Genomic DNA, 17,596 nt, shown 5'->3' with positions numbered 1-17,596 from the left:
TAATCACTTTATTTTAATTGTTCAAACGGGATATCAAATACGGTTGCGCCCATATTTAATTTACCGAGCTTTTGCGAAGCGACGCCGGTAATACGCATGTAAGTGACAGGCAGGTAAACGGCTTGTTCATGCAGGGTAGTGAGTAATTGGGCGTACAGTTTTTTACGCTCAACTTCGTTCGTACTAGATAAAATCGCATCGATGTTTTTATCTATTTCTGGCTTCATGGCTAAGCCTGCCTGCGCCATATAATCCGCATGTGATGGTCTGCGCATTCCACTAACAAAAGAGTGCGGATCGTATGGTGCGCCCCAGGTATTGTTGAAGATCAGATCAAATTCACCCGCTTTTTGGCGTTTGTAGAAACGGCTTCTCTCTTCCGCAGTTAGGTTTAGTTTGATACCCACTTGCTTAAAGTTTGCTTGGATCACTTCCGCTATCGCCTTTTGGTTCGCATCGTGACCGTGGTAAATCAACTCAACAGCCAGTTGCTCACCGTCTTTCACTCGATATTCTGAACCTGACGCGAGTTTCCAGCCGGCTTTATCAAGTAAGCTTTTTGCTTGTTGCAGGCTGTATTGATAGTCAGTAAGAGGAACGTCGGAATAAGGCACATTTCTGGCAAACAACGTATGTGCCGGGGATTCAGTGCCGTAAAAAATACCTTTAGCAATCGCATCTCGGTTGATGGCGTGGTTCATCGCCTGACGAACTGGCAGTTCTTGAGTTGCCGAGCGGGCGCTATTGAGGGCAATCAAACGAGTCGAAATAGGATCGGATAAGCCAGTATGTAGCGATGGGTCTTTACTGAAACGGTCGAAGGTATCAGGTGAAATCTGACCTTCAAGGCCATAGATTAAATTAACCATGCCGCTTTCAAATGCTAAAGCGCGCGCATTAGGATCGGCGATTACCGCTACTTCTACTTGCTGGTGGTTTGGCTTTTTACCCCAATAGTGTGGATTATGCTCAAACACATCTTTCACGCCCAACACTGTCTCTTTGAGCTGCCAAGGGCCAGTACCAATAGGTTGCTTAATTCCTTCACCAGTATGGCCTTCTTTAGGCATAGCCGAAGGCGCCATAAAGCGCACAGGCCTCACTAACGTTAGCTCTTGTAGGGTAGGGTAATATGGCGTTTTTAGGTGTAAGGTAATGGTCAGTTCATCTTCAACCGTCACCTTATCAATTTGGTTGATCAGCTCTAACCAACGATGCTTATCGATATTCTTAAGCACTTGCTCGAAGTTCAGTTTGACCGCTTGCGCGTTGAAGTCTTCACCATTTGAAAACTTTACACCTTCACGTAATTTGAATGTGTATTCTGTGCCGTCATCAGATAGAGTCCACGACTTCGCCAGCCACGGAACTAACTTGCCACCTTCAGCGTATTTGACTAACGGCTCATAAACCATGGCTTGCGCATACATCTGATTAGGCGATGTTTGATGAGGGTTAATTGGCCCAGCATTCACTGTCCAAGAAAAGTTAATTTGCGCGGCAGATTGGAAGCTCGCGATGCCTAAACCTATAGAAAGTAGGCAACCTAGAAATTTCATTATCACTCCTTTAATAAATGACTTGTTATAACATACCAAATGATAATGAGTATCAAATGCGAATGTGTCGTGTCAATGAAATTGGTTGAAATAATCAATTTGTTTATTAAATGACACAGGGGCATTTAACTAACGATTCTATTGTTAGGAGCATTTGAGGTAGGACGATTTTATAGGGTGTGAAATCTCTATAAGCTTATTGGTTGGGCAAAACTATTTTTTTCGCGTAAGCGTAGCTTTGAAAGCTTAACTCGTCTCTAGAGGGGCGTAGAAGCTCAAATTGATAGCAAAATTAACGTTTTTAACTCGTTGTTTTTATTGGTTTTATTTTTAGTGATTTGAAGGGCTGGTTGCTGATAGTCTTAGCGCAACGAAAAGGGGGAATGAATGAGCTTTGACAATCAACTATTTGAAAACCATGATTTTTCAGGGCAAGACTTAAGTTATGAGCGATTCACTAACTGTAAGTTTTACCGCTGTGATTTTAGCCGTGCTCAGCTTGTAGAGGCGAGTTTTGAAAAGTGCAGTTTTATTGAGTCTGGTGAAGTTGAAGGGTGTGAGTTTCAATACGCAAATCTCAAAGATGCCAGTTTTAAACATTGCCAATTAGCGATGAGTAATTTCTATGGCGCAAATGGTTTTGGTATTGAACTGCGTGCTTGTGATTTAAAAGGTGCGAGCTTTGTTCGTACTCAATTTTCAAACCAAGTGAGTCATAACGTCTACTTTTGCTCTGCCTATATCACGGGTTGTAATTTGTCTTACAGTAACTTTGAGCGTCAATGCTTAGAAAAGTGTGAGCTATTTGAAAACCGATGGACAGGAGCAAACTTACAGGGCGCGTCATTTAAAGGGTCAGATCTTAGCCGAGGCGAGTTTTCTCCTGAGTTGTGGGGGCAGTTTGATATGCAAGAGTGTGATCTTAGCCACGCTGATCTCGCGGGCTTAAACATTCGCAGAGTCGACCTTACAGGTGTAAAAATATGTGATTGGCAGCAAGAGCAGTTGCTTGAGCCGCTGGGTATCATTGTGATTTAGCGGTGATCTCGTAACGTCGCGTTAGTCTTGTTATTAATCGAGAGTGATTTGCATTCTTGTTTGTCGAGAGTATGATTCACGGTTCTAACAACGATAGGCCTTATATTGTCATTAATCTCATTTAAATTTCGAACAATGAGCAGAGTAAGAGCCACAACAATTGAATCATTATGCTTAAACAAACACTTATCACCGCTTGTTGCGTACTTGCTAGTTTTTCAAGCGCAGCTCAACTTGAACTCACGCAACAATATCAAGATTGGCAAAGGTATGAAGCCAAAAGCTTCGATGGCAAAAACACAGTGATGTTAGGGGTTACTGAACCGAGTAAAACGGGCTTTAGTGATGCGATCGCACTTCGTTGTACGACGGAAGGGGTTAATCTTTTGTTCTTTAACTCGGTGAGTCGTGAAGAATTGGGGTATAGCGCTAAAACACGTATAGACTCAAATGCTTCATTTACGATGGATGTTTGGATCAAGGGGTCGACACATTGGGCGACAGTACCTTATGAATACCTCGAACAGTTTAATGATGGTTCACAGTTAACGGTTGAACTTCAAGGTGATATGAATAACGACAGTGTGACGTTGTCACTTAATGGGTTTGATGAAATGTATCAAGCGCTTACTCCTACCTGTATTGATTGAGCGTAATAATTGGTGGGACTGAACGGTATTTGTGTGACTCACTGCCCACTGCGAGAAATCTAGCGATAACTGCGGACAAATGTCCTTTTTGTATCATTAGGTAACTATGTTAGGATTCGCGTTCTTAAATCCAAAGGCAATCTAAGTCATTGGAAAATAATTAGTTATAAACTGAACGTAGTTGGGACACTAAATGAAAAACCTGTTCTTTTTTGACAAGATGTTGGCACCAAAGTTGATCACATTGATTTACTGGGTGTTGCTATTAGTTGCTGTGGTAAACGGCGTTTACACCATCTTTGGTAGTTACTACTTCCACCCTACTGATGTGGTTTTCGGCATTTTACAGATTGCGGGTGGTGTTATCGGTGCGCGTATCTGGTGTGAGTTGATGATTGTCATCTTCAAAATCAATTCAAACTTACAAAAAATCGCGGACAAAAAATAAATCCGAGCAGACAAAGAAAAGCCCAACTTATCGTTGGGCTTTTTGTTTGCCAGCGGTGTAACTGGCAAGTTATGGGTTCGGTATTTCATTATGTGGTTGATGGCTCAGCTTGGTAATCGTCCACTAGATTATTGATCCATTTTTTACTGCGTATTCTCTGCGTGGTCAGGCCTATCTTCACTATCTCTTCTAACCAAATGATCATTAGTACCCACTCTAAAGACCATCCCAATACTAAGCCGGTGTAGTAGGCGAGCGGGATCCCAATGGCCCACTGGCCAAATAGGTCGATAAAAATAGAGTAGTTAATGTCGCCACCACTTTTTAATACCCCGCCAATACCCACCATATTGAACACCTTTAACACCATACCAAAAATCATCACTAGGCAAGTATTGGTCGCCATCGTAGGGTCTGAGAGGGGCGTCATCGATAGCAGAGCAAATATTAGTGGCTTAGCAATGAAACATAGTAGAGCGACGACAAAAGCCAGCGAACAACTGATATTCACGTACCACCATGCGGTACGTTCAACGCGTTGATAGTTCTTTGCGCCTATTTCGTTGGCAAGAATAACCGAAGCACCTACAGCAAAGCCCAAGAAAGCGGAAATCACGACACTTTCTATTGGCGCGAGCAATGAAATGATCGCAAGCTCAGTAACGCCCAATTGGCCAACTAACACGTTATACACCAAGATGCCGCCAGCCCAGGCTGCATCGTGAATAATCATAGGTAGACCAATCTTAAAGTATCGGCGTAAGTTGGAGCGTTCGAAACTCTGTTTAATGTTAGTAATCGTTGGAATCAAATAGGTATGGCGTTTGTACACAATGCTAATCAGAAGCACAGTTTGGAATAGCCTTGAAACAGCCGTACCAATCGCAGCGCCTACTACTCCTAGCTCGGGAAAGCCAAACAAGCCGAAGATGAGTAGCGCATTGAGCGTTGCATTCAAAAGGATGGCCCAAATGCCAACTACGGTAGGCAGTTTCGCTTCGCCTACTGATCTAAGTGCACTTTCTAGCGGCACAACGAGTGCAGTACCGAGCAACGTGGTCGCGGTTATCCAAAGATAGTCACTAGCGAGATGCACATAGGTGGCGTCATCAGAGATGAACGACACCATAGTGTCAGGTGAGAGCATATAAAAAATAGAAAATGGGGTGGTGACCAAAACGGCTACCGCCAAAGATTGAAACAGGGTAATGCGAACGCCATCGAGATTCTTTGCGCCAAAGTATTGCGAAGCTAGCACGCTGACTGCTCCACTAATACCCACAACCACAATCAAATTGAAGAAGAAAATACGGTTACCGACACCAACTGCTGCGGTTGCGGCTTCCCCTAATTGGCTGACCATTAAGATGTCTATCACACCCAAAAGTGAGAACAGCATTGATTGCAATGACACAGGCAAGCCTATCTTTATTAGGTTTCGAATAAAATCTTTATCAAGACTTGTGTTGAACATCGCATTACTCCTATTGGTTTACGCGGTTCAGTTTATCTCTTTATCAGAAAAACGTATTTTCTCTAAATATCTAATTGTTATGCGAAACTATCATTATGAGTGACAAGCAAGAATGCCTTCATATCTCTGACAAAACTCAGCACGAGTTTTTAAGTGACCATCATATTCTTGAACTCGAGCGATTTGGCATTGTGCAGTGTGGTATCGCACATTGCCGCGAACTGTTCACTATCCACCGAACCAACATGTACAAACACATGCTGCTTTACACTGTAAAAGGGCAAGGGTGGCTAAAGGGTAAAGATACCAACATCAAGCTTGAAACAGGCTCATTGGCGATTGTACCAGCAGGGTTTGAAAACCGATTTGGTATTGAACAAGAGGAGTGGCAAATCGCCTGGGTGTTTCTCTCACCGGATTGGGATTGGAACGGGTTAATCGCAGATAAAATTGATTATCGACTAAGCTCCACGGCTGAAGCGGTCTATGCGGCAGTGTTAATGCTACTCAGGGCAAGAATGTTACCAATCGAGCTCAGTGGTAAGGTGATCGAATCAACCATTCAGCAGCTTGATTGGCTAGTGAATGCGCGGTTAGATGATGAGCTAAACAGCAAACAGGTAAGGTTGAGGCGTGTATTTGATGTGGTACAGCGGCAGTTACATAAAGAGTGGGATGTAGAGCAGGTGTCAGAATTGTTCCCTTGTTCGCCGCCACACTTTCATCGTTTGTGTAAACAGTATTATGGTCATAGCCCGAAGGCACACATCACTCGTATGCGAATGGAATACGCGGCAAGGCTGTTGCTTTCGACGGATTGGGCGGTGCAACACATCGGAGAGATGGTCGGTTACCCAATCGCTGCGAACTTTTGCGCACGCTTTAAAACTTGGAGTGGCAAAACACCGCGAGAATACAGAGCCAACCCAACAGCGTTAGACTCGTAACCGCAATATGGAATACACTAAGCCAACTATCAACAGAATGTTTATTAAGTAAGTGAATCACATGGAATTGAATAACTTTATTGAGTGCGTAAAAGCCACACCAGCCGACATTGGATTTGAACAAACAATGCAAGTGATAGAAGGGCACTATCAATTTACGCCAACCGCTTTTAGTAATGGTACAACGCGCAATAAAGCTGATGAGAATAATGGCTCATGTAAGATTTTTGCTTTTGCAAAACTGCATGGCTTGAGTGAGCAAGACACACTGGCTCTGTTTGGGCGTTTTTACCGCCAAGATGTATTGCAGAACCCTCAAGGTGACGATCATCAAAACATTCGTAACTTCATTGCCCATGGGTGGCAAGGGGTTAAGTTTGAAGGTGTTGCCTTAACTGAGAAATAATCGAGTTAAAGATAAAACAAGGGGAGCCAAGCGGCTCCCCATTTTTATGTTTGCTTTACACTGCCAAAGGCATTTCGTTTGATGGATCGTGCTTTTGGTTCACACGCATTAGACCAATCATGGCCAAAACAGCCATCAATAGCATTAGTACGCCAAGTGGGAACTGATCATGAGCAGGAATCATCGATGCACCTAGCGTTGCAATACCTGCGCCTAAGTTTTGGATGCCGCCCAATAGCGCGCCCCCCGTTCCTGCATGGTAAGGGAATGGAGAAAGCGCACGTGTTGTGGCTGCTGGGAACAAGATACCCGCACCCAAAAAGTACAGTGCAGCACCACCTACCAAAGTTTCAGCCGTGGTGTAGCCCATTGCACCAGGGATAAGAATAACAAATGCCCCTAATGCAATCGCAAACAAACCAAACATTAGAGCCGCGTTTTCGCCACGTTTTGCAGCAATGATGCTAGAAAGCGCAGCACCTACCAAGTAACCAGGGATCGGCAAGACAAACAATAGGCTAACCGTTGTTGCAGGCAGGCCAAGTACACCGGCCAAAAGTACGCCAGCAGCCGCTTCAAAGATCGCAATACCAGAGAAGGTTGCAACCAAGCAGATCAAAAAGCCTTGGAAGCGTTTATCAGACAACACGAACTTATAGCTGGTGGTCACTTTTTCGTAGCGACGCTTTTCTACTGGTAGTGTTTCATCAAAGCTGGTCATCATAGTGATAGCCACAGCGATACCAAATAGCGCTAAGAATAGGTAACTAGAACGCCAGCCAAATGATTCAGTTAATACGCCGCCCAATACAGGTGCAATAAGCGGAGAAAAAATCACACACATGCTGATTAGGCTATTCACACGGTGCAGTTCGCTGCCTGAAAAGCAATCACGAGTTAGGGTACGAGACATAGCACCGCCACAGCCAATACCTAAGCCTTGTACAAAACTACCAATCAAAAACCAGTGATACTCACCTGCGAACAGCGCAACGATAGTGCCCACGATGTAGATCACCAAGCCCGCAATAATGATCGGTTTACGGCCTAATCTGTCTGATAGTGGGCCGTAAATGAACTGAGAAAAACCGTAAGGGATTAGGTAACAGGCCATTACTGCCTGCAGGGTAGCAGGGGTCACAATAAACTCATTCGCCATTTGACCTATTGAAGGCACATACATGGTTTGGGTCATTTGACCAACCGCAGTCAAAATGGCAATTAGGAACGTGAATTTAATGATTTGAGAAGACGCAGACATTAGTCGATACCCACAAAATAAACAAAACAGCGACGGCCGAGACAAGAAAGCCTTATCTCAGCTAATAAATAAAACGGTAAAGGGAATTTACAGTGGCGCGATATTAGAGTGGGTTGGAGCGGATGGCAATCTAAAAGTGTGAAGTCACGCAAGATAAAAATCTATGTGATTCATTAGATTTTCTAATTAAAAATAATTATTCAATCGGTAATTCAGAAAGACAAGTACGGCACATACAAGTCCCAGTATTTTCAATACCTGAGCGATCGCGTTTCTCTAGATCGAGACACCAACATGTGGATTTTCCAGCACTGATGTCGCAATAAGCGTTGTTATTGCACTTAGGGCATACGTGAGTGGTGTCTTTACGCGCTAATCGATCCATGATGGATTGACGTTCGGCTTCATCAAAATGACGCCATTGCGTGATTTCATTGATGGTGCGATGGCAGCCGCTACAAACGCCGCCATTATTTTTACAGGCGCCAATACAAGGAGTTTTCATTGATTGTTCCAGAAATTACACTAAGCACTTGCTAATGATAACGATTCTCATTATTATCGTTGTTAAGTAAATAATACCTATATAACGTAATAATGATACCTTCGCTTGCTGCTTGTTTGTTTATTTTTGGTTTAGGTAAAAAGTTGCACCTGAACAATATAGAAATCATCACCGCCATCGCATTTGTTGTCGGGTTGACTATGTTGGCATCAGAGATCGCGCTTTACGCGCTGCTGTGCTTGTTTGTTGCAGCGCCTTTCGTGGTGCGCCTGCGCAATTTTAACCTAGTTCACAGCCTATTCTGGGTTGCGCTACTGTTACCAAGCACCGCAACCCTAGCTTATACTTTAGTGTGATTCTGCTGGCTTGGTAATACTACCAAGCTCAAGAACCGCATCCACTTCAATATCTTCCGCATTCATCATTGATGACAAACGTTGCACAGACGAAAGCAACAATGTTTGTTCCCACTCTTCGAGCTTTTGAAACTTATTAATGAAGTTTTGCTGTAACGGCATAGGAGCATCATTGAGAACTTGCTTACCTTTCTCAGTAAGGTAGGCGTGTACTTTTCGTTTATCTGTTTCACTGCGTCGACGTTCGATTAGCTCATTACGCTGAAGACGGTCAAGAATGATTGTCGCAGTCGCTTGGCTCATGTTGGTATGGTTAGACAGTTCTTTGATCGTTACATCACCTAGGTCGCGAATCGAGCGCATCAGAATAAGCTGAGGCCCAGTCAAACCCGACTCTTTACTCAATTTCTTAGAGTGCAAATCGATGGCGCGGATGATTTGTCTGATAGAGACAAGAACTTCTTCGTGTTTTTCCAACTTGAGACCTTACAGATAGCGGTTGATAAGCGTGAAACATACCTTAAATCTAGGGTAATGAGAACCCATAGACCAATAATATTATTGAAGTCAAAACATTAGACCACTAACCATATTTTCAGATGGTTCGTTTACAGATTGCGGCACGTGTCGAATAAAAAATACTCAACTGAAAGCTAAATTGCAGATTTATCGACCAAAAACCCCTCGTGAAGTGGCAGATTTTATTCAGAGGCGTAAACTAATGAGAGTTTAATCAAATTTTCATGCTGATTTAATTCGCTTATAGCTCTAAAGAAGATGAAAAGAGTAAGAGAGAAAATATGACAAAAGGAATCGATAAATACAGTATCGATAGCACCGATTATACGATCGGGCAGGATAATGTGCAGAAATGGGGTTTTGACGTTCATAACCCTGTTTTTGGTGTGAGTGCCGGGTTTATTGCCTTGTTCCTACTAGCTGCTTTGGTTCTTGACCCAGAAGTAGCCAAAACCCATTTAGATGGTTTCAAGTGGGACATTATCGGTGCATTCGACTGGCTGTTTATTTGGTCTGGTAACATCTTCGTTATCTTCTGTTTAGCACTGGTTGTTTCACCGCTAGGTAAAATTCGTCTTGGTGGTCAAGATGCAACGGCTGATTACTCCTTCATTTCATGGCTATCAATGCTATTTGCAGCAGGTATGGGTATCGGCCTTATGTTCTGGAGTGTGGCTGAGCCAGTGGCTTACTTTACCGGTTGGTATGAAACCCCGTTAGGCGTTGAAGCCAATACACCAGAAGCCGCGCGCTTAGCGATGGGCGCAACTATGTACCACTGGGGTCTTCACCCTTGGGCTATTTACGGTGTTGTTGCGCTGTCATTGGCCTTCTTTGCTTACAACAAAGGCTTGCCTCTATCTATCCGCTCTATTTTTTACCCATTACTTGGCGATCGCGCTTGGGGGTGGGCAGGCCACGTTGTGGATATCCTTGCGGTATTGGCGACGCTTTTCGGTTTGGCAACATCACTTGGCCTTGGCGCGCAACAAGCAGCAAGTGGTATTCAGCACGTATTTGGTTTTGAAGCCGGACTAGGTCTGCAAGTTGTGGTGATTACTATCGTAACACTACTGGCGGTTGTGTCTGTTTTGCGTGGTATTGATGGCGGCGTAAAAGTGATCAGTAACATCAACATGGTGGTGGCATTCTTGCTGCTAATTCTTGTTGCGCTGATTGGGTGGGCGGTAGCTCTGGGGAATATTCCAAACACTTTCATGGCTTATGTTGAAAACCTAATCCCACTTAGTAACCCACATGGCCGTGAAGACGAAGCTTGGTTCCAAGGTTGGACTGTATTCTACTGGGCTTGGTGGATTTCATGGTCACCATTTGTTGGTATGTTCATCGCGCGCGTATCTCGCGGCCGTACTGTTCGCCAGTTCATTACTGCTGTTCTTATTGTTCCTACTGCGGTAACACTGGTTTGGATGTCTGTGTTTGGCGGCATTGCCATTGACCAAGTGATACAAGGCGAGGGCATCTTAGGCGCGAAAGGCCTAACCGATGTGTCACTTGCAATGTTTGAGATGTTTGATGCACTGCCATACGGCACGCTATTGTCTGTTATCGCAGTGGTACTTGTGCTGGTATTCTTCATTACCTCTTCAGACTCAGGCTCGCTAGTAATCGATAGTATTACCGCGGGTGGTAAAGTAGATGCGCCAGTTCTACAACGTGTGTTCTGGGCATTTATGGAAGGTGCAATCGCAGTGGCATTGCTTTGGATTGGTGGTACAGAAGCCATTCAAGCATTGCAAGCGGGCGCAATTTCAACCGCACTGCCGTTTACCATTGTGTTGCTGCTGATGTGTGTCAGCCTACTAATGGGTATGCGCACAGAGCGCTACAAATAAACTCAGTAGTAATTTGATTGAAAGGGCGATTATATCGCCCTTTTTTATTGCTGGTAGAGAGGTAATAAAGAGTACGGATAGGGTAGTGATAAGATATAGACGCTTTATTCTTAAACAGCTAACAAGATTAGCAGCGTCATAATTACCCAACGCCACGATTTTGTTTAATCAAGCTTCTTCAGGAGTGCGCTTTGTTAGGGCCAACATCCACTCGACAATGCTTGATAGGTCGGTGTTTTCACCATCAAGTAGGCGCATGGTCAGCCCACCATAAAGAAGCGCAAAAGCCTGATCAGCATTGCTAGTACCAACGGCTTTACCAAGTTCGATCTTGAACTGTTGGTTTGCGAGAGCAAGTAAGCTGTCATTGCTAATTTGTTTAGTATCTTTGGCTTTGGTGTATTCAAGCATTAGGGTCATTTCACCACGAAAACGGCTATCTAATGTGGTGACCAGTTTTGTTAACTTTTCCTCTTTACTCTCAGGGAGCGACTCTCCATCAGCTAAACCATAGAGTGAACTTGGCTCCAAAAATACCTCTGTGCTGGCTTTAAACAGTTCATCTTTACTCGGGAAATAGTGATAAAGCGCGCTTTTGGAAATTCCGAGCGCTTCGGCAATACCGCGCATACCTAAGCCGTTAACACCATGTTCGGTAAATATATCGACAGCTTTAATGGCAATCTCTCGGCGGTAGGCTTGGTGATCAACAATCTTCGGCATTTGGAATCTCCTTTAAAGTCCGTGTGGACTATATTAATAATTCACACGTGAGTCCAATAAAAAATTTATTTAGTCCGTCTGGTCTGAAATGTTTGACAGCTTAAGTTTTGATCGAGTAGTGTTTTATAGACCGAGTGGTCTTTTAAAGTTTAAGACCCAAAAACATCAATGGGAGTAAGTGATGTCAAACAGTAAACTCACAATAAAAGACGCGCACATCAATTGGGAGTGCGAAGGTAAATTCAATTTCACTACCGGATTTGGAGCAACCAAAGCGGAATCGATAATTGCTAACTACGCAGCATTTATTGCTCCGGTTATTCTCTACTTTTTTGCTTGGCAGCAACTAGAATGGAGCTGGTTACAAATTGTTGTAGCTGCGGCATTGACGCTAGATATGATAGGTGGGGTGTTAAGCAACTCTTTAGGTTCCATGAAGCGATTTTTGCATACGGATCAATCGTTAGAACTAACAATACTAGGCAAACTGGTTGGAAGTAAATTTCTGTTCCCTGCTATTCATTTTCAGTTGTTTGCGGTTCCACTCTGTTTTGATATCACGTGGTCGTATGCATTTTTCTGGTACGCAATGATGATGGGTTCGATTGTATTGTTGCACTTTGTACCAATGTATCTCCATCGCCCAATCGCATTACTGATTGTGATGTTATCAATTATTCTAGCAACGTTAATTCCAGCGCCAGTAGGTCTAGAGTGGCTTGCACCAATCTTTATGATAAAGCTAGTACTTTCTCATGGTGTGCGTGAAGAGCCGTATCGACCAACATTGACAGAGTAAATTACTGAAATTGAGGGGCATTTCGTAGCTTGCGAGAAACAGGAAACCTACGGTGAGGAGTGATTGTCTATCATTGAGCCAGTTATTTACTGGCTCACTTAGGGGTTATTGAGCTATTTGCAGTCTAGCTTTGTTGTATTAATGATAAGGTATTGATTTGTAATTGAGTCAGTAAATAAAAAACGGCATTATGTGAGAACTAAAGGCAGCTGTTAGTCGTCTAGTTAGTGTTATGCTCTAGCGACCATTCGAGCACGTAATATCACCACATATATGACGAAAACATAAAATTATTGAGGAATCGAAATGGATAAGAATGGTATTAAATCTCAATACGAAATATCAAAGCCAGGTTATGGTGATGGATACAATGTATCGCTGAAGTTGGCAGATGATTCACTGCTTGTCGGCTTTATCTCTAATAAAGAAGATGCTGAGATAAGAATTGAACAGATTCGAGAGTTCGGCAATGCTGAGTCGAATTACCATATATATGAAATGGAAGAAGAGGAGAGCTTTTATTTTATGTTGAGTATGAATGGAAGTATGTCTAGAGATAACATTTTGGCTTCTAGTGACATGTTTGACTCGAGGAGTGAGCTAGAGTCAATTATTAAAAACGTTGTGCGTGAATCCCAAACAACTAGAATTATTGACTCTACAGAAGTTTGACTGAAATATGAGCATAACAAACTGTTTAAGAGTGATTCGCAACGCATGGCATTTTTACCATGCGTTGGTTTTAGTGTTTAAGGTGGTATGCGGAGGCTTTTGTCTTGCGTTGCTCACACCTTAACAGGGCGTTAAATGCCAGAGGTTGTATGAAGATCGAAGTATCGAATGACATAATTGGAGCCGCAGCATTCTTTGCGATACTTGTGTATCCAGAGCAGACTGAAAGAAGCTTTGAAAAGAGAAACCAGTTAATTGACTCAATTATGTACCTTGGTGCTCGACAAGACGGTTACAAGCCTGTCGATATGATGGGCTACAAAGGGTTTGCTTGCGAAGACCTCTCTAAAGTTGCATTGCGAAGATTCGAAGCTCGATTAGAAACTGCAAATAAAATCTTGGTTGATAAAGTCTTTCGAACTGTATCTTGGATACAAACACACAGCTTGACTGGTACCGAAATGTGCGTGTTATGGGATAGATGGAAAGATTATGGCGTTGATGTAAGAGAAAGAGCTCGGAAAGAGGTGTTTTCTCCCTTTAAGCCAGTACTTCATCTAGCTTTCTCTTTTGCTACGGTTGGTATCGGCTTGCTAGATAAAAACAGTATACCTTTGGACATCATCTCGGCATGTCGTGGTTACAGTCATTGGCTTAAGGATGTTGTAGAAGATTCGGGCGCAAAGTTGACGTTGTTTGCAGTTAACCCCTCGATACAAGGTCGTCGACTTTTTGATCATCGTTTACGAGTAGTTTCGGAAAAGTCGTTAATGCTGAACTTATCAAGTGTCGAAATTCCCCCCACTAGAAATTAGTTTTCCAGTTGTAACCTAATTATGTCGAAACGTAATTAGGAGAAAAAGTGATGTCGTTATTGCTTGATTTGGCGATAAAATTATTAACATTTATATTGCTTTTGTTAGAAATTATTGAGAAAAGTGGGATGTAAAGGCATTTAACAAACTGTTTAAGAGTGATTCGCAACGCGTGGCATTTTTACTATGCGTTGCGTTTAGTGATTAAGGTGTTATGCGAGAGCTTCGGTATTGCGTTACTCACACCTTAAAAGGGCGTTAGCCGACTATCGTAGTTTCTAAGTATAAAAATGATTCCAATAAATAATTCAATTGTTTCTGGTGTGGCGTTGTCGGAAATTAATGGTGAAACAAAGATGCTTCTAATGAAGCGAGTGAAAGGTGGCTTTTGGTGCCATGTTGCAGGTTCAATGGAAGAAGGTGAGTTGCCTTGGCAAACCATCGTTCGAGAGTTTCAGGAAGAAACCCAGATTGAAGTGACAGAACTGTACAATGGTCAATTCTTAGAACAGTTTTATGAGTCCTACTCGAACATTATTGAAGTCATCCCAGTCTTTGTTGTTAAGTGCCAAGCGAATCAAGAGGTCGTTCTTAATCACGAACACACAGATTTTAAATGGTGCAGCTTAGAAGAAGCGTTAGAGTTATCGCCTTTTCCAACACAACATGCAGCGTTCAAGCACGTTTGGGAGTATTTTGTAGACAAGCCTATTAATGAGCTATGTCGTATAAAACTCGGCTAACAAAGCATTAAGAGTGATTCGCAACGCTTGGCGCTTTCGCTTCGCTCAAGTATAGCCAAGCGTGGCTCACACCTTAACTGGGCGTCAGGGCTTAGTACAATAAATTTGCAAGGATGGCAAAATGGTGAGGTTTTATCTAGTTCTTACTTTTTTAGGTATATTGCTACCGTATGGCGCGTTGGTTCCTTGGTTAATTACTAATGGCTTAGATATTGGCCTTTTGCTCAATGATGCGTTGGTAAACCCCATTAGTATAATGGCTTGGCTTGATGTTTTGGTTGGGGTGATTGCTCTGATAGGATTTATCTTAGTAGACGGACACAGACATAAAGTGAAGTATCGATATTTTGCAGTGTTGGGAACTTTGTCTGTTGGTGTGTCGTTTGGGCTCCCAATGTATCTTTACTTCAAAGAAAAACAGTCCCTTCAGGTACAGCCCTAACAATAAATTTAAGCAGATTCGCAACGCTTGGCGTTTTCGGTTTGAATCGTAAGATCGAGCTCTTGGAAGTTGTGTCTTAAATCATTGATAATGTATTCAAACTACTTAGCAACTGAGTTTGTATATGGAACCCTCGAAAGAAGAACTTCTAGCCTTATTAACGAAAGAGTGCGAATTGTATTCATCTATTGCTGTGACGGAGCGACAGCAAAAGCGGGATAAAAAGTGCTTTATTAATGGTTTGATGACTGCTTGTCGAGTTGTAGGTATCAGTTTTGAAGCACTGAATACGATAATAGAATCGATGCCTCAACAGACAAAGTTCAAAGATATAGATGAGCAGTTGTCTATACCAACATATGTACGGAACAACGTCGAGATTAAGTTATAAAATGTGGCTACGCGTCTAACAAACTGTTCAACATGCGTGCGCAACGCGTGGTGTTTTCACTTTGCGCTGGTTTAAGTGATTAAGGTGGTGTGCGGTAGCTTAGGTATTGCGTGCCTCACACCATAATAAGGCGTTAGACTAAAGGTAGAAATATGTCATCGACAATTTATGGATTTATCGCTTGTAACTCAGGTGAAAAGAGTTACGAAGAGGCGGTCGAAGTTATAGCGAATTTACCCGAAAGTGGTCAATTGCTTGTTAAGCATTTATTCAACGTAATCCCTCGTTCTAGAGGGTTCTCCTATTATATGAATATGATAACTTTTGGTATGGATCAGAAAGATGATTGGTGTGTAGGAGAAGATTTTATCAGTCAATTTGAAAAGATTCTTGTTTGTATTGATTGGTCTCATGCTGAGCTTATTCATACATATAGTGGTACACGTGTCGCATGGAATAGAACAAAAACAAAGGAAGGTTTGTTTTGCGTGCGCAGTAATTTTGAGCGCGTAGCTTACGGGTCTTATCACGACTTGAAAGAAATTCAGATATAACAGCCGTTTCGACACGAAGCCAGCTTAACAAGGCGTTTAAGACAGATTTGCAACGCTCGGTGACTTTGGTTTCAGTGGCTTTTGTGATTATGGTGCGATGTTATAGGTTTGGTGGTAGTGTTGCCCGCCCATTAACAGGGCATTATGCCTTTCTACAAAAAATGGATTTTTTACATGGAAATAGTAAAAGCAAAAATCGATAACATAGATGTTATTACACCTCTTTTTGATTCATATCGAGTGTTTTATGGTCAAGAAAGTAACCCCGATGTTGCCCGTGAATTTATTCAATCACGCATTAGTAATAATGAATCAGTGATATTTCTAGCACTTGATGATGAAGGTAATGCTTTAGGGTTTGTTCAACTGTATCCAAGCTTTTCTTCGGTTTCTGCTGCGAGGACATGGGTTCTCAACGACTTGTTTGTTGCTGATAATGCTAGAAGGATGGGGGTGGCCAAGAAGCTGATGAATGCAGCGAAAGAGATGGCACTAGAGACCGAAGTAAAGGGGCTTGCTTTGGAAACGGCAGATAGTAACGTAAATGCTCAGAAACTGTATGAGTCTCTGGGTTATGAGCGAGAGTCAGGGACGTATCATTACTTCTTGAAACTACAGGCATAACAAAGGGTTTTAGATAGATTCCTAACGCTTTTCATTTTCGTCTTTCTTCAGTTTAAGTGTTTTGTCACAATGGATTAGGTAGAGTGGTTTGCGTTACTCACCAATTAATGCGGCGTTAGCAGTCAGAAGCGATAAGCAGCGCCCAGATGCAATCCGGTTCTATGAAAAACTTGGATTCAAAGCAACCCATGAAGGGTTTAAACTCACGTTGTAAGCGGTCTGCTAACAAAGTACCTAAGAGTGATTCGCACCGCTTGGCAGTTTTGTTTCGCTCAAGTATAGCCTAGCGCTGGTCACATCTTAATACGGAACTAGTCATCAAGGAGGATGAATGCATCGTCGAAAGAACAAATATCTCATCGCATCTTCAGGATGTTGCTTTTTAGCGGCCTTCGCTCATTTGGGATGTATTGTATTTGGAGCTGACTGGTATCGAATGTTCGGGGCCGGAGAAGAGATGGCTCAAATGGCAGAGCAAGGGCTTTGGTATCCGACATTGGTCACACTTACAATCGCTGCAATTTTGTGTGTCTGGGGTACTTTTGCGTTGGCGGGTGCGGGCGTAATAAGGAAGCTTCCATTCACGCGTTCCATTTTAGTTGTGATTACAAGTGTTTTTCTCCTGAGAGCATTCTCATTTTCAGCACTCAAGCCAATGTTTCCAGATAATTCCTTAACGTTTTGGCTGATAAGTTCAGCTATCTGTTTGTTTATAGGTAGTTTGTTTGCAGTCGGTATAAAGCAAGAGTGGTCGAGGTTAACTAAGGCAAATGTCTAACAAACTGTTTAGGAGTAATTAGCAACACGTGGCATT

22 protein-coding genes and 1 pseudogene are annotated in these 17,596 nt (G+C 42.7%); 17 read left to right on the top strand and 6 right to left on the bottom strand.

The window, feature by feature from the left end; genetic code table 11:
• Nucleotides 1-8: 8 nt before the first annotated feature.
• Entirely contained in the window at nucleotides 9-1,559 is a 1,551-nt protein-coding gene (nikA, locus tag MU515_RS09715) for a nickel ABC transporter substrate-binding protein (protein ID WP_260260226.1), read from the bottom strand.
• Between the two features lie 387 nt (nucleotides 1,560-1,946).
• On the opposite strand from nikA, the gene MU515_RS09710 reads away from it, so the two are divergent.
• The 3 genes from MU515_RS09710 (at nucleotide 1,947) to MU515_RS09700 (ending at nucleotide 3,695) form a co-directional block, all read left to right on the top strand.
• The gene (locus MU515_RS09710) at nucleotides 1,947-2,597 is read left to right on the top strand and encodes a Qnr family pentapeptide repeat protein (RefSeq protein WP_260260225.1); all 651 of its coding nucleotides are present in this window, start codon (nucleotides 1,947-1,949) and stop codon (nucleotides 2,595-2,597) included.
• Nucleotides 2,598-2,767: 170 nt separating this feature from the next.
• Nucleotides 2,768-3,247 carry a hypothetical protein gene (locus tag MU515_RS09705; RefSeq protein ID WP_260260224.1) on the top strand — a complete coding sequence of 160 codons (480 nt, stop codon included), beginning with the start codon at nucleotides 2,768-2,770 and terminating at the stop codon, nucleotides 3,245-3,247.
• A 193-nt stretch (nucleotides 3,248-3,440) separates the two neighbouring features.
• Nucleotides 3,441-3,695 carry a DUF4282 domain-containing protein gene (locus MU515_RS09700; RefSeq protein ID WP_260260223.1) on the top strand — a complete coding sequence of 85 codons (255 nt, stop codon included), beginning with the start codon at nucleotides 3,441-3,443 and terminating at the stop codon, nucleotides 3,693-3,695.
• 88 nt (nucleotides 3,696-3,783) lie between these two features.
• Here MU515_RS09700 and MU515_RS09695 read toward each other — a convergent pair whose 3' ends face one another.
• Nucleotides 3,784-5,169 carry an MATE family efflux transporter gene (locus MU515_RS09695; protein ID WP_260260222.1) on the bottom strand — a complete coding sequence of 462 codons (1,386 nt, stop codon included), beginning with the start codon at nucleotides 5,167-5,169 and terminating at the stop codon, nucleotides 3,784-3,786.
• Between the two features lie 95 nt (nucleotides 5,170-5,264).
• On the opposite strand from MU515_RS09695, the gene MU515_RS09690 reads away from it, so the two are divergent.
• A complete protein-coding gene (locus MU515_RS09690) occupies nucleotides 5,265-6,116 on the top strand; it encodes an AraC family transcriptional regulator (protein WP_260260221.1) in 852 nt (283 codons plus the stop codon).
• 61 nt (nucleotides 6,117-6,177) lie between these two features.
• Nucleotides 6,178-6,522 (top strand): HopJ type III effector protein, encoded by a 345-nt coding sequence (locus MU515_RS09685; RefSeq protein ID WP_260260220.1) that lies wholly within the window; start codon nucleotides 6,178-6,180, stop codon nucleotides 6,520-6,522.
• 55 nt (nucleotides 6,523-6,577) lie between these two features.
• Here MU515_RS09685 and emrD read toward each other — a convergent pair whose 3' ends face one another.
• Together emrD and MU515_RS09675 are read right to left on the bottom strand one after the other, a co-directional pair.
• Nucleotides 6,578-7,783, bottom strand: coding sequence for a multidrug efflux MFS transporter EmrD (gene emrD, locus MU515_RS09680; RefSeq protein WP_260260219.1), 1,206 nt, complete (start codon nucleotides 7,781-7,783; stop codon nucleotides 6,578-6,580).
• A 196-nt stretch (nucleotides 7,784-7,979) separates the two neighbouring features.
• Nucleotides 7,980-8,288, bottom strand: a complete 309-nt coding sequence (locus MU515_RS09675) for a DUF1289 domain-containing protein (RefSeq protein WP_260260218.1) — start codon at nucleotides 8,286-8,288, stop codon at nucleotides 7,980-7,982.
• Between the two features lie 143 nt (nucleotides 8,289-8,431).
• On the opposite strand from MU515_RS09675, the gene MU515_RS09670 reads away from it, so the two are divergent.
• A complete protein-coding gene (locus MU515_RS09670) occupies nucleotides 8,432-8,644 on the top strand; it encodes a hypothetical protein (RefSeq protein WP_260260217.1) in 213 nt (70 codons plus the stop codon).
• Here MU515_RS09670 and MU515_RS09665 read toward each other — a convergent pair.
• Nucleotides 8,636-9,121: a MarR family winged helix-turn-helix transcriptional regulator gene (locus MU515_RS09665; RefSeq protein WP_260260216.1), complete on the bottom strand. Its 486-nt coding sequence runs from the start codon at nucleotides 9,119-9,121 to the stop codon at nucleotides 8,636-8,638. The genes MU515_RS09670 and MU515_RS09665 overlap by 9 nt on opposite strands.
• Nucleotides 9,122-9,444: 323 nt before the next feature.
• Between MU515_RS09665 and MU515_RS09660 the strand changes: the two genes are divergently transcribed.
• Nucleotides 9,445-11,019 carry a BCCT family transporter gene (locus MU515_RS09660; protein WP_260260215.1) on the top strand — a complete coding sequence of 525 codons (1,575 nt, stop codon included), beginning with the start codon at nucleotides 9,445-9,447 and terminating at the stop codon, nucleotides 11,017-11,019.
• A gap of 168 nt (nucleotides 11,020-11,187) precedes the next feature.
• On the opposite strand, the gene MU515_RS09655 is transcribed toward MU515_RS09660, so the two are convergent.
• Nucleotides 11,188-11,742 carry a TetR/AcrR family transcriptional regulator gene (locus MU515_RS09655; RefSeq protein WP_260260214.1) on the bottom strand — a complete coding sequence of 185 codons (555 nt, stop codon included), beginning with the start codon at nucleotides 11,740-11,742 and terminating at the stop codon, nucleotides 11,188-11,190.
• A 181-nt stretch (nucleotides 11,743-11,923) separates the two neighbouring features.
• Here MU515_RS09655 and MU515_RS09650 point away from each other — a divergent pair, with 181 nt between their 5' ends.
• The 10 genes and pseudogenes from MU515_RS09650 to MU515_RS09600 all read left to right on the top strand — a co-directional run bounded on the left by MU515_RS09650 (nucleotide 11,924) and on the right by MU515_RS09600 (nucleotide 17,560).
• Entirely contained in the window at nucleotides 11,924-12,541 is a 618-nt protein-coding gene (locus tag MU515_RS09650) for a hypothetical protein (protein ID WP_260260213.1), read from the top strand.
• A 306-nt stretch (nucleotides 12,542-12,847) separates the two neighbouring features.
• The gene (locus MU515_RS09645) at nucleotides 12,848-13,213 is read left to right on the top strand and encodes a hypothetical protein (protein WP_171341893.1); all 366 of its coding nucleotides are present in this window, start codon (nucleotides 12,848-12,850) and stop codon (nucleotides 13,211-13,213) included.
• Nucleotides 13,214-13,362: 149 nt separating this feature from the next.
• Nucleotides 13,363-14,028: a hypothetical protein gene (locus MU515_RS09635; RefSeq protein ID WP_260260212.1), complete on the top strand. Its 666-nt coding sequence runs from the start codon at nucleotides 13,363-13,365 to the stop codon at nucleotides 14,026-14,028.
• A 290-nt stretch (nucleotides 14,029-14,318) separates the two neighbouring features.
• Nucleotides 14,319-14,771, top strand: a complete 453-nt coding sequence (locus MU515_RS09625) for an NUDIX hydrolase (protein ID WP_260260210.1) — start codon at nucleotides 14,319-14,321, stop codon at nucleotides 14,769-14,771.
• A gap of 121 nt (nucleotides 14,772-14,892) precedes the next feature.
• Nucleotides 14,893-15,213 (top strand): DUF2834 domain-containing protein, encoded by a 321-nt coding sequence (locus MU515_RS09620; RefSeq protein ID WP_260260209.1) that lies wholly within the window; start codon nucleotides 14,893-14,895, stop codon nucleotides 15,211-15,213.
• A gap of 124 nt (nucleotides 15,214-15,337) precedes the next feature.
• Complete coding sequence (locus MU515_RS20045; RefSeq protein WP_349775432.1) at nucleotides 15,338-15,604, top strand: hypothetical protein; 267 nt, start codon at nucleotides 15,338-15,340, stop codon at nucleotides 15,602-15,604.
• Between the two features lie 152 nt (nucleotides 15,605-15,756).
• The gene (locus tag MU515_RS09610) at nucleotides 15,757-16,158 is read left to right on the top strand and encodes a hypothetical protein (RefSeq protein WP_260260208.1); all 402 of its coding nucleotides are present in this window, start codon (nucleotides 15,757-15,759) and stop codon (nucleotides 16,156-16,158) included.
• A 174-nt stretch (nucleotides 16,159-16,332) separates the two neighbouring features.
• Nucleotides 16,333-16,782 carry a GNAT family N-acetyltransferase gene (locus MU515_RS09605; RefSeq protein ID WP_260260207.1) on the top strand — a complete coding sequence of 150 codons (450 nt, stop codon included), beginning with the start codon at nucleotides 16,333-16,335 and terminating at the stop codon, nucleotides 16,780-16,782.
• 127 nt (nucleotides 16,783-16,909) lie between these two features.
• A pseudogene (locus MU515_RS20075) lies at nucleotides 16,910-16,996 on the top strand (GNAT family N-acetyltransferase); the annotation flags it as partial.
• A gap of 117 nt (nucleotides 16,997-17,113) precedes the next feature.
• Nucleotides 17,114-17,560: a hypothetical protein gene (locus tag MU515_RS09600; protein ID WP_260260206.1), complete on the top strand. Its 447-nt coding sequence runs from the start codon at nucleotides 17,114-17,116 to the stop codon at nucleotides 17,558-17,560.
• The last annotated feature ends 36 nt before the right edge of the window (nucleotides 17,561-17,596 follow it).

The sequence above is a fragment of the Vibrio intestinalis genome (assembly GCF_025195085.2).
Lineage (GTDB): Bacteria > Pseudomonadota > Gammaproteobacteria > Enterobacterales > Vibrionaceae > Vibrio > Vibrio intestinalis.
The sequence above is the reverse complement of the archived record's forward strand: the minus strand, read 5'-3'. Positions and strand labels throughout refer to the sequence as shown.

Excerpts from the sequence above, each read along its gene's own strand:
- MU515_RS09705 (WP_260260224.1), top strand. The coding sequence starts at position 2,768 with ATGCTTAAACAAACACTTATCACCGCTTGTTGCGTACTTGCTAGTTTT.
- MU515_RS09695 (WP_260260222.1), bottom strand. The coding sequence starts at position 5,169 with ATGTTCAACACAAGTCTTGATAAAGATTTTATTCGAAACCTAATAAAG.
- MU515_RS09655 (WP_260260214.1), bottom strand. The coding sequence starts at position 11,742 with ATGCCGAAGATTGTTGATCACCAAGCCTACCGCCGAGAGATTGCCATT.
- MU515_RS20045 (WP_349775432.1), top strand. The coding sequence starts at position 15,338 with ATGGAACCCTCGAAAGAAGAACTTCTAGCCTTATTAACGAAAGAGTGC.
- MU515_RS09660 (WP_260260215.1), top strand. The coding sequence starts at position 9,445 with ATGACAAAAGGAATCGATAAATACAGTATCGATAGCACCGATTATACG.
- MU515_RS09600 (WP_260260206.1), top strand. The coding sequence starts at position 17,114 with ATGCATCGTCGAAAGAACAAATATCTCATCGCATCTTCAGGATGTTGC.
- MU515_RS09710 (WP_260260225.1), top strand. The coding sequence starts at position 1,947 with ATGAGCTTTGACAATCAACTATTTGAAAACCATGATTTTTCAGGGCAA.
- MU515_RS09620 (WP_260260209.1), top strand. The coding sequence starts at position 14,893 with ATGGTGAGGTTTTATCTAGTTCTTACTTTTTTAGGTATATTGCTACCG.
- nikA (WP_260260226.1), bottom strand. The coding sequence starts at position 1,559 with ATGAAATTTCTAGGTTGCCTACTTTCTATAGGTTTAGGCATCGCGAGC.
- emrD (WP_260260219.1), bottom strand. The coding sequence starts at position 7,783 with ATGTCTGCGTCTTCTCAAATCATTAAATTCACGTTCCTAATTGCCATT.
- MU515_RS09700 (WP_260260223.1), top strand. The coding sequence starts at position 3,441 with ATGAAAAACCTGTTCTTTTTTGACAAGATGTTGGCACCAAAGTTGATC.
- MU515_RS09650 (WP_260260213.1), top strand. The coding sequence starts at position 11,924 with ATGTCAAACAGTAAACTCACAATAAAAGACGCGCACATCAATTGGGAG.
- MU515_RS09635 (WP_260260212.1), top strand. The coding sequence starts at position 13,363 with ATGAAGATCGAAGTATCGAATGACATAATTGGAGCCGCAGCATTCTTT.
- MU515_RS09605 (WP_260260207.1), top strand. The coding sequence starts at position 16,333 with ATGGAAATAGTAAAAGCAAAAATCGATAACATAGATGTTATTACACCT.
- MU515_RS09610 (WP_260260208.1), top strand. The coding sequence starts at position 15,757 with ATGTCATCGACAATTTATGGATTTATCGCTTGTAACTCAGGTGAAAAG.
- MU515_RS09690 (WP_260260221.1), top strand. The coding sequence starts at position 5,265 with ATGAGTGACAAGCAAGAATGCCTTCATATCTCTGACAAAACTCAGCAC.
- MU515_RS09645 (WP_171341893.1), top strand. The coding sequence starts at position 12,848 with ATGGATAAGAATGGTATTAAATCTCAATACGAAATATCAAAGCCAGGT.
- MU515_RS09685 (WP_260260220.1), top strand. The coding sequence starts at position 6,178 with ATGGAATTGAATAACTTTATTGAGTGCGTAAAAGCCACACCAGCCGAC.
- MU515_RS09625 (WP_260260210.1), top strand. The coding sequence starts at position 14,319 with ATGATTCCAATAAATAATTCAATTGTTTCTGGTGTGGCGTTGTCGGAA.
- MU515_RS09675 (WP_260260218.1), bottom strand. The coding sequence starts at position 8,288 with ATGAAAACTCCTTGTATTGGCGCCTGTAAAAATAATGGCGGCGTTTGT.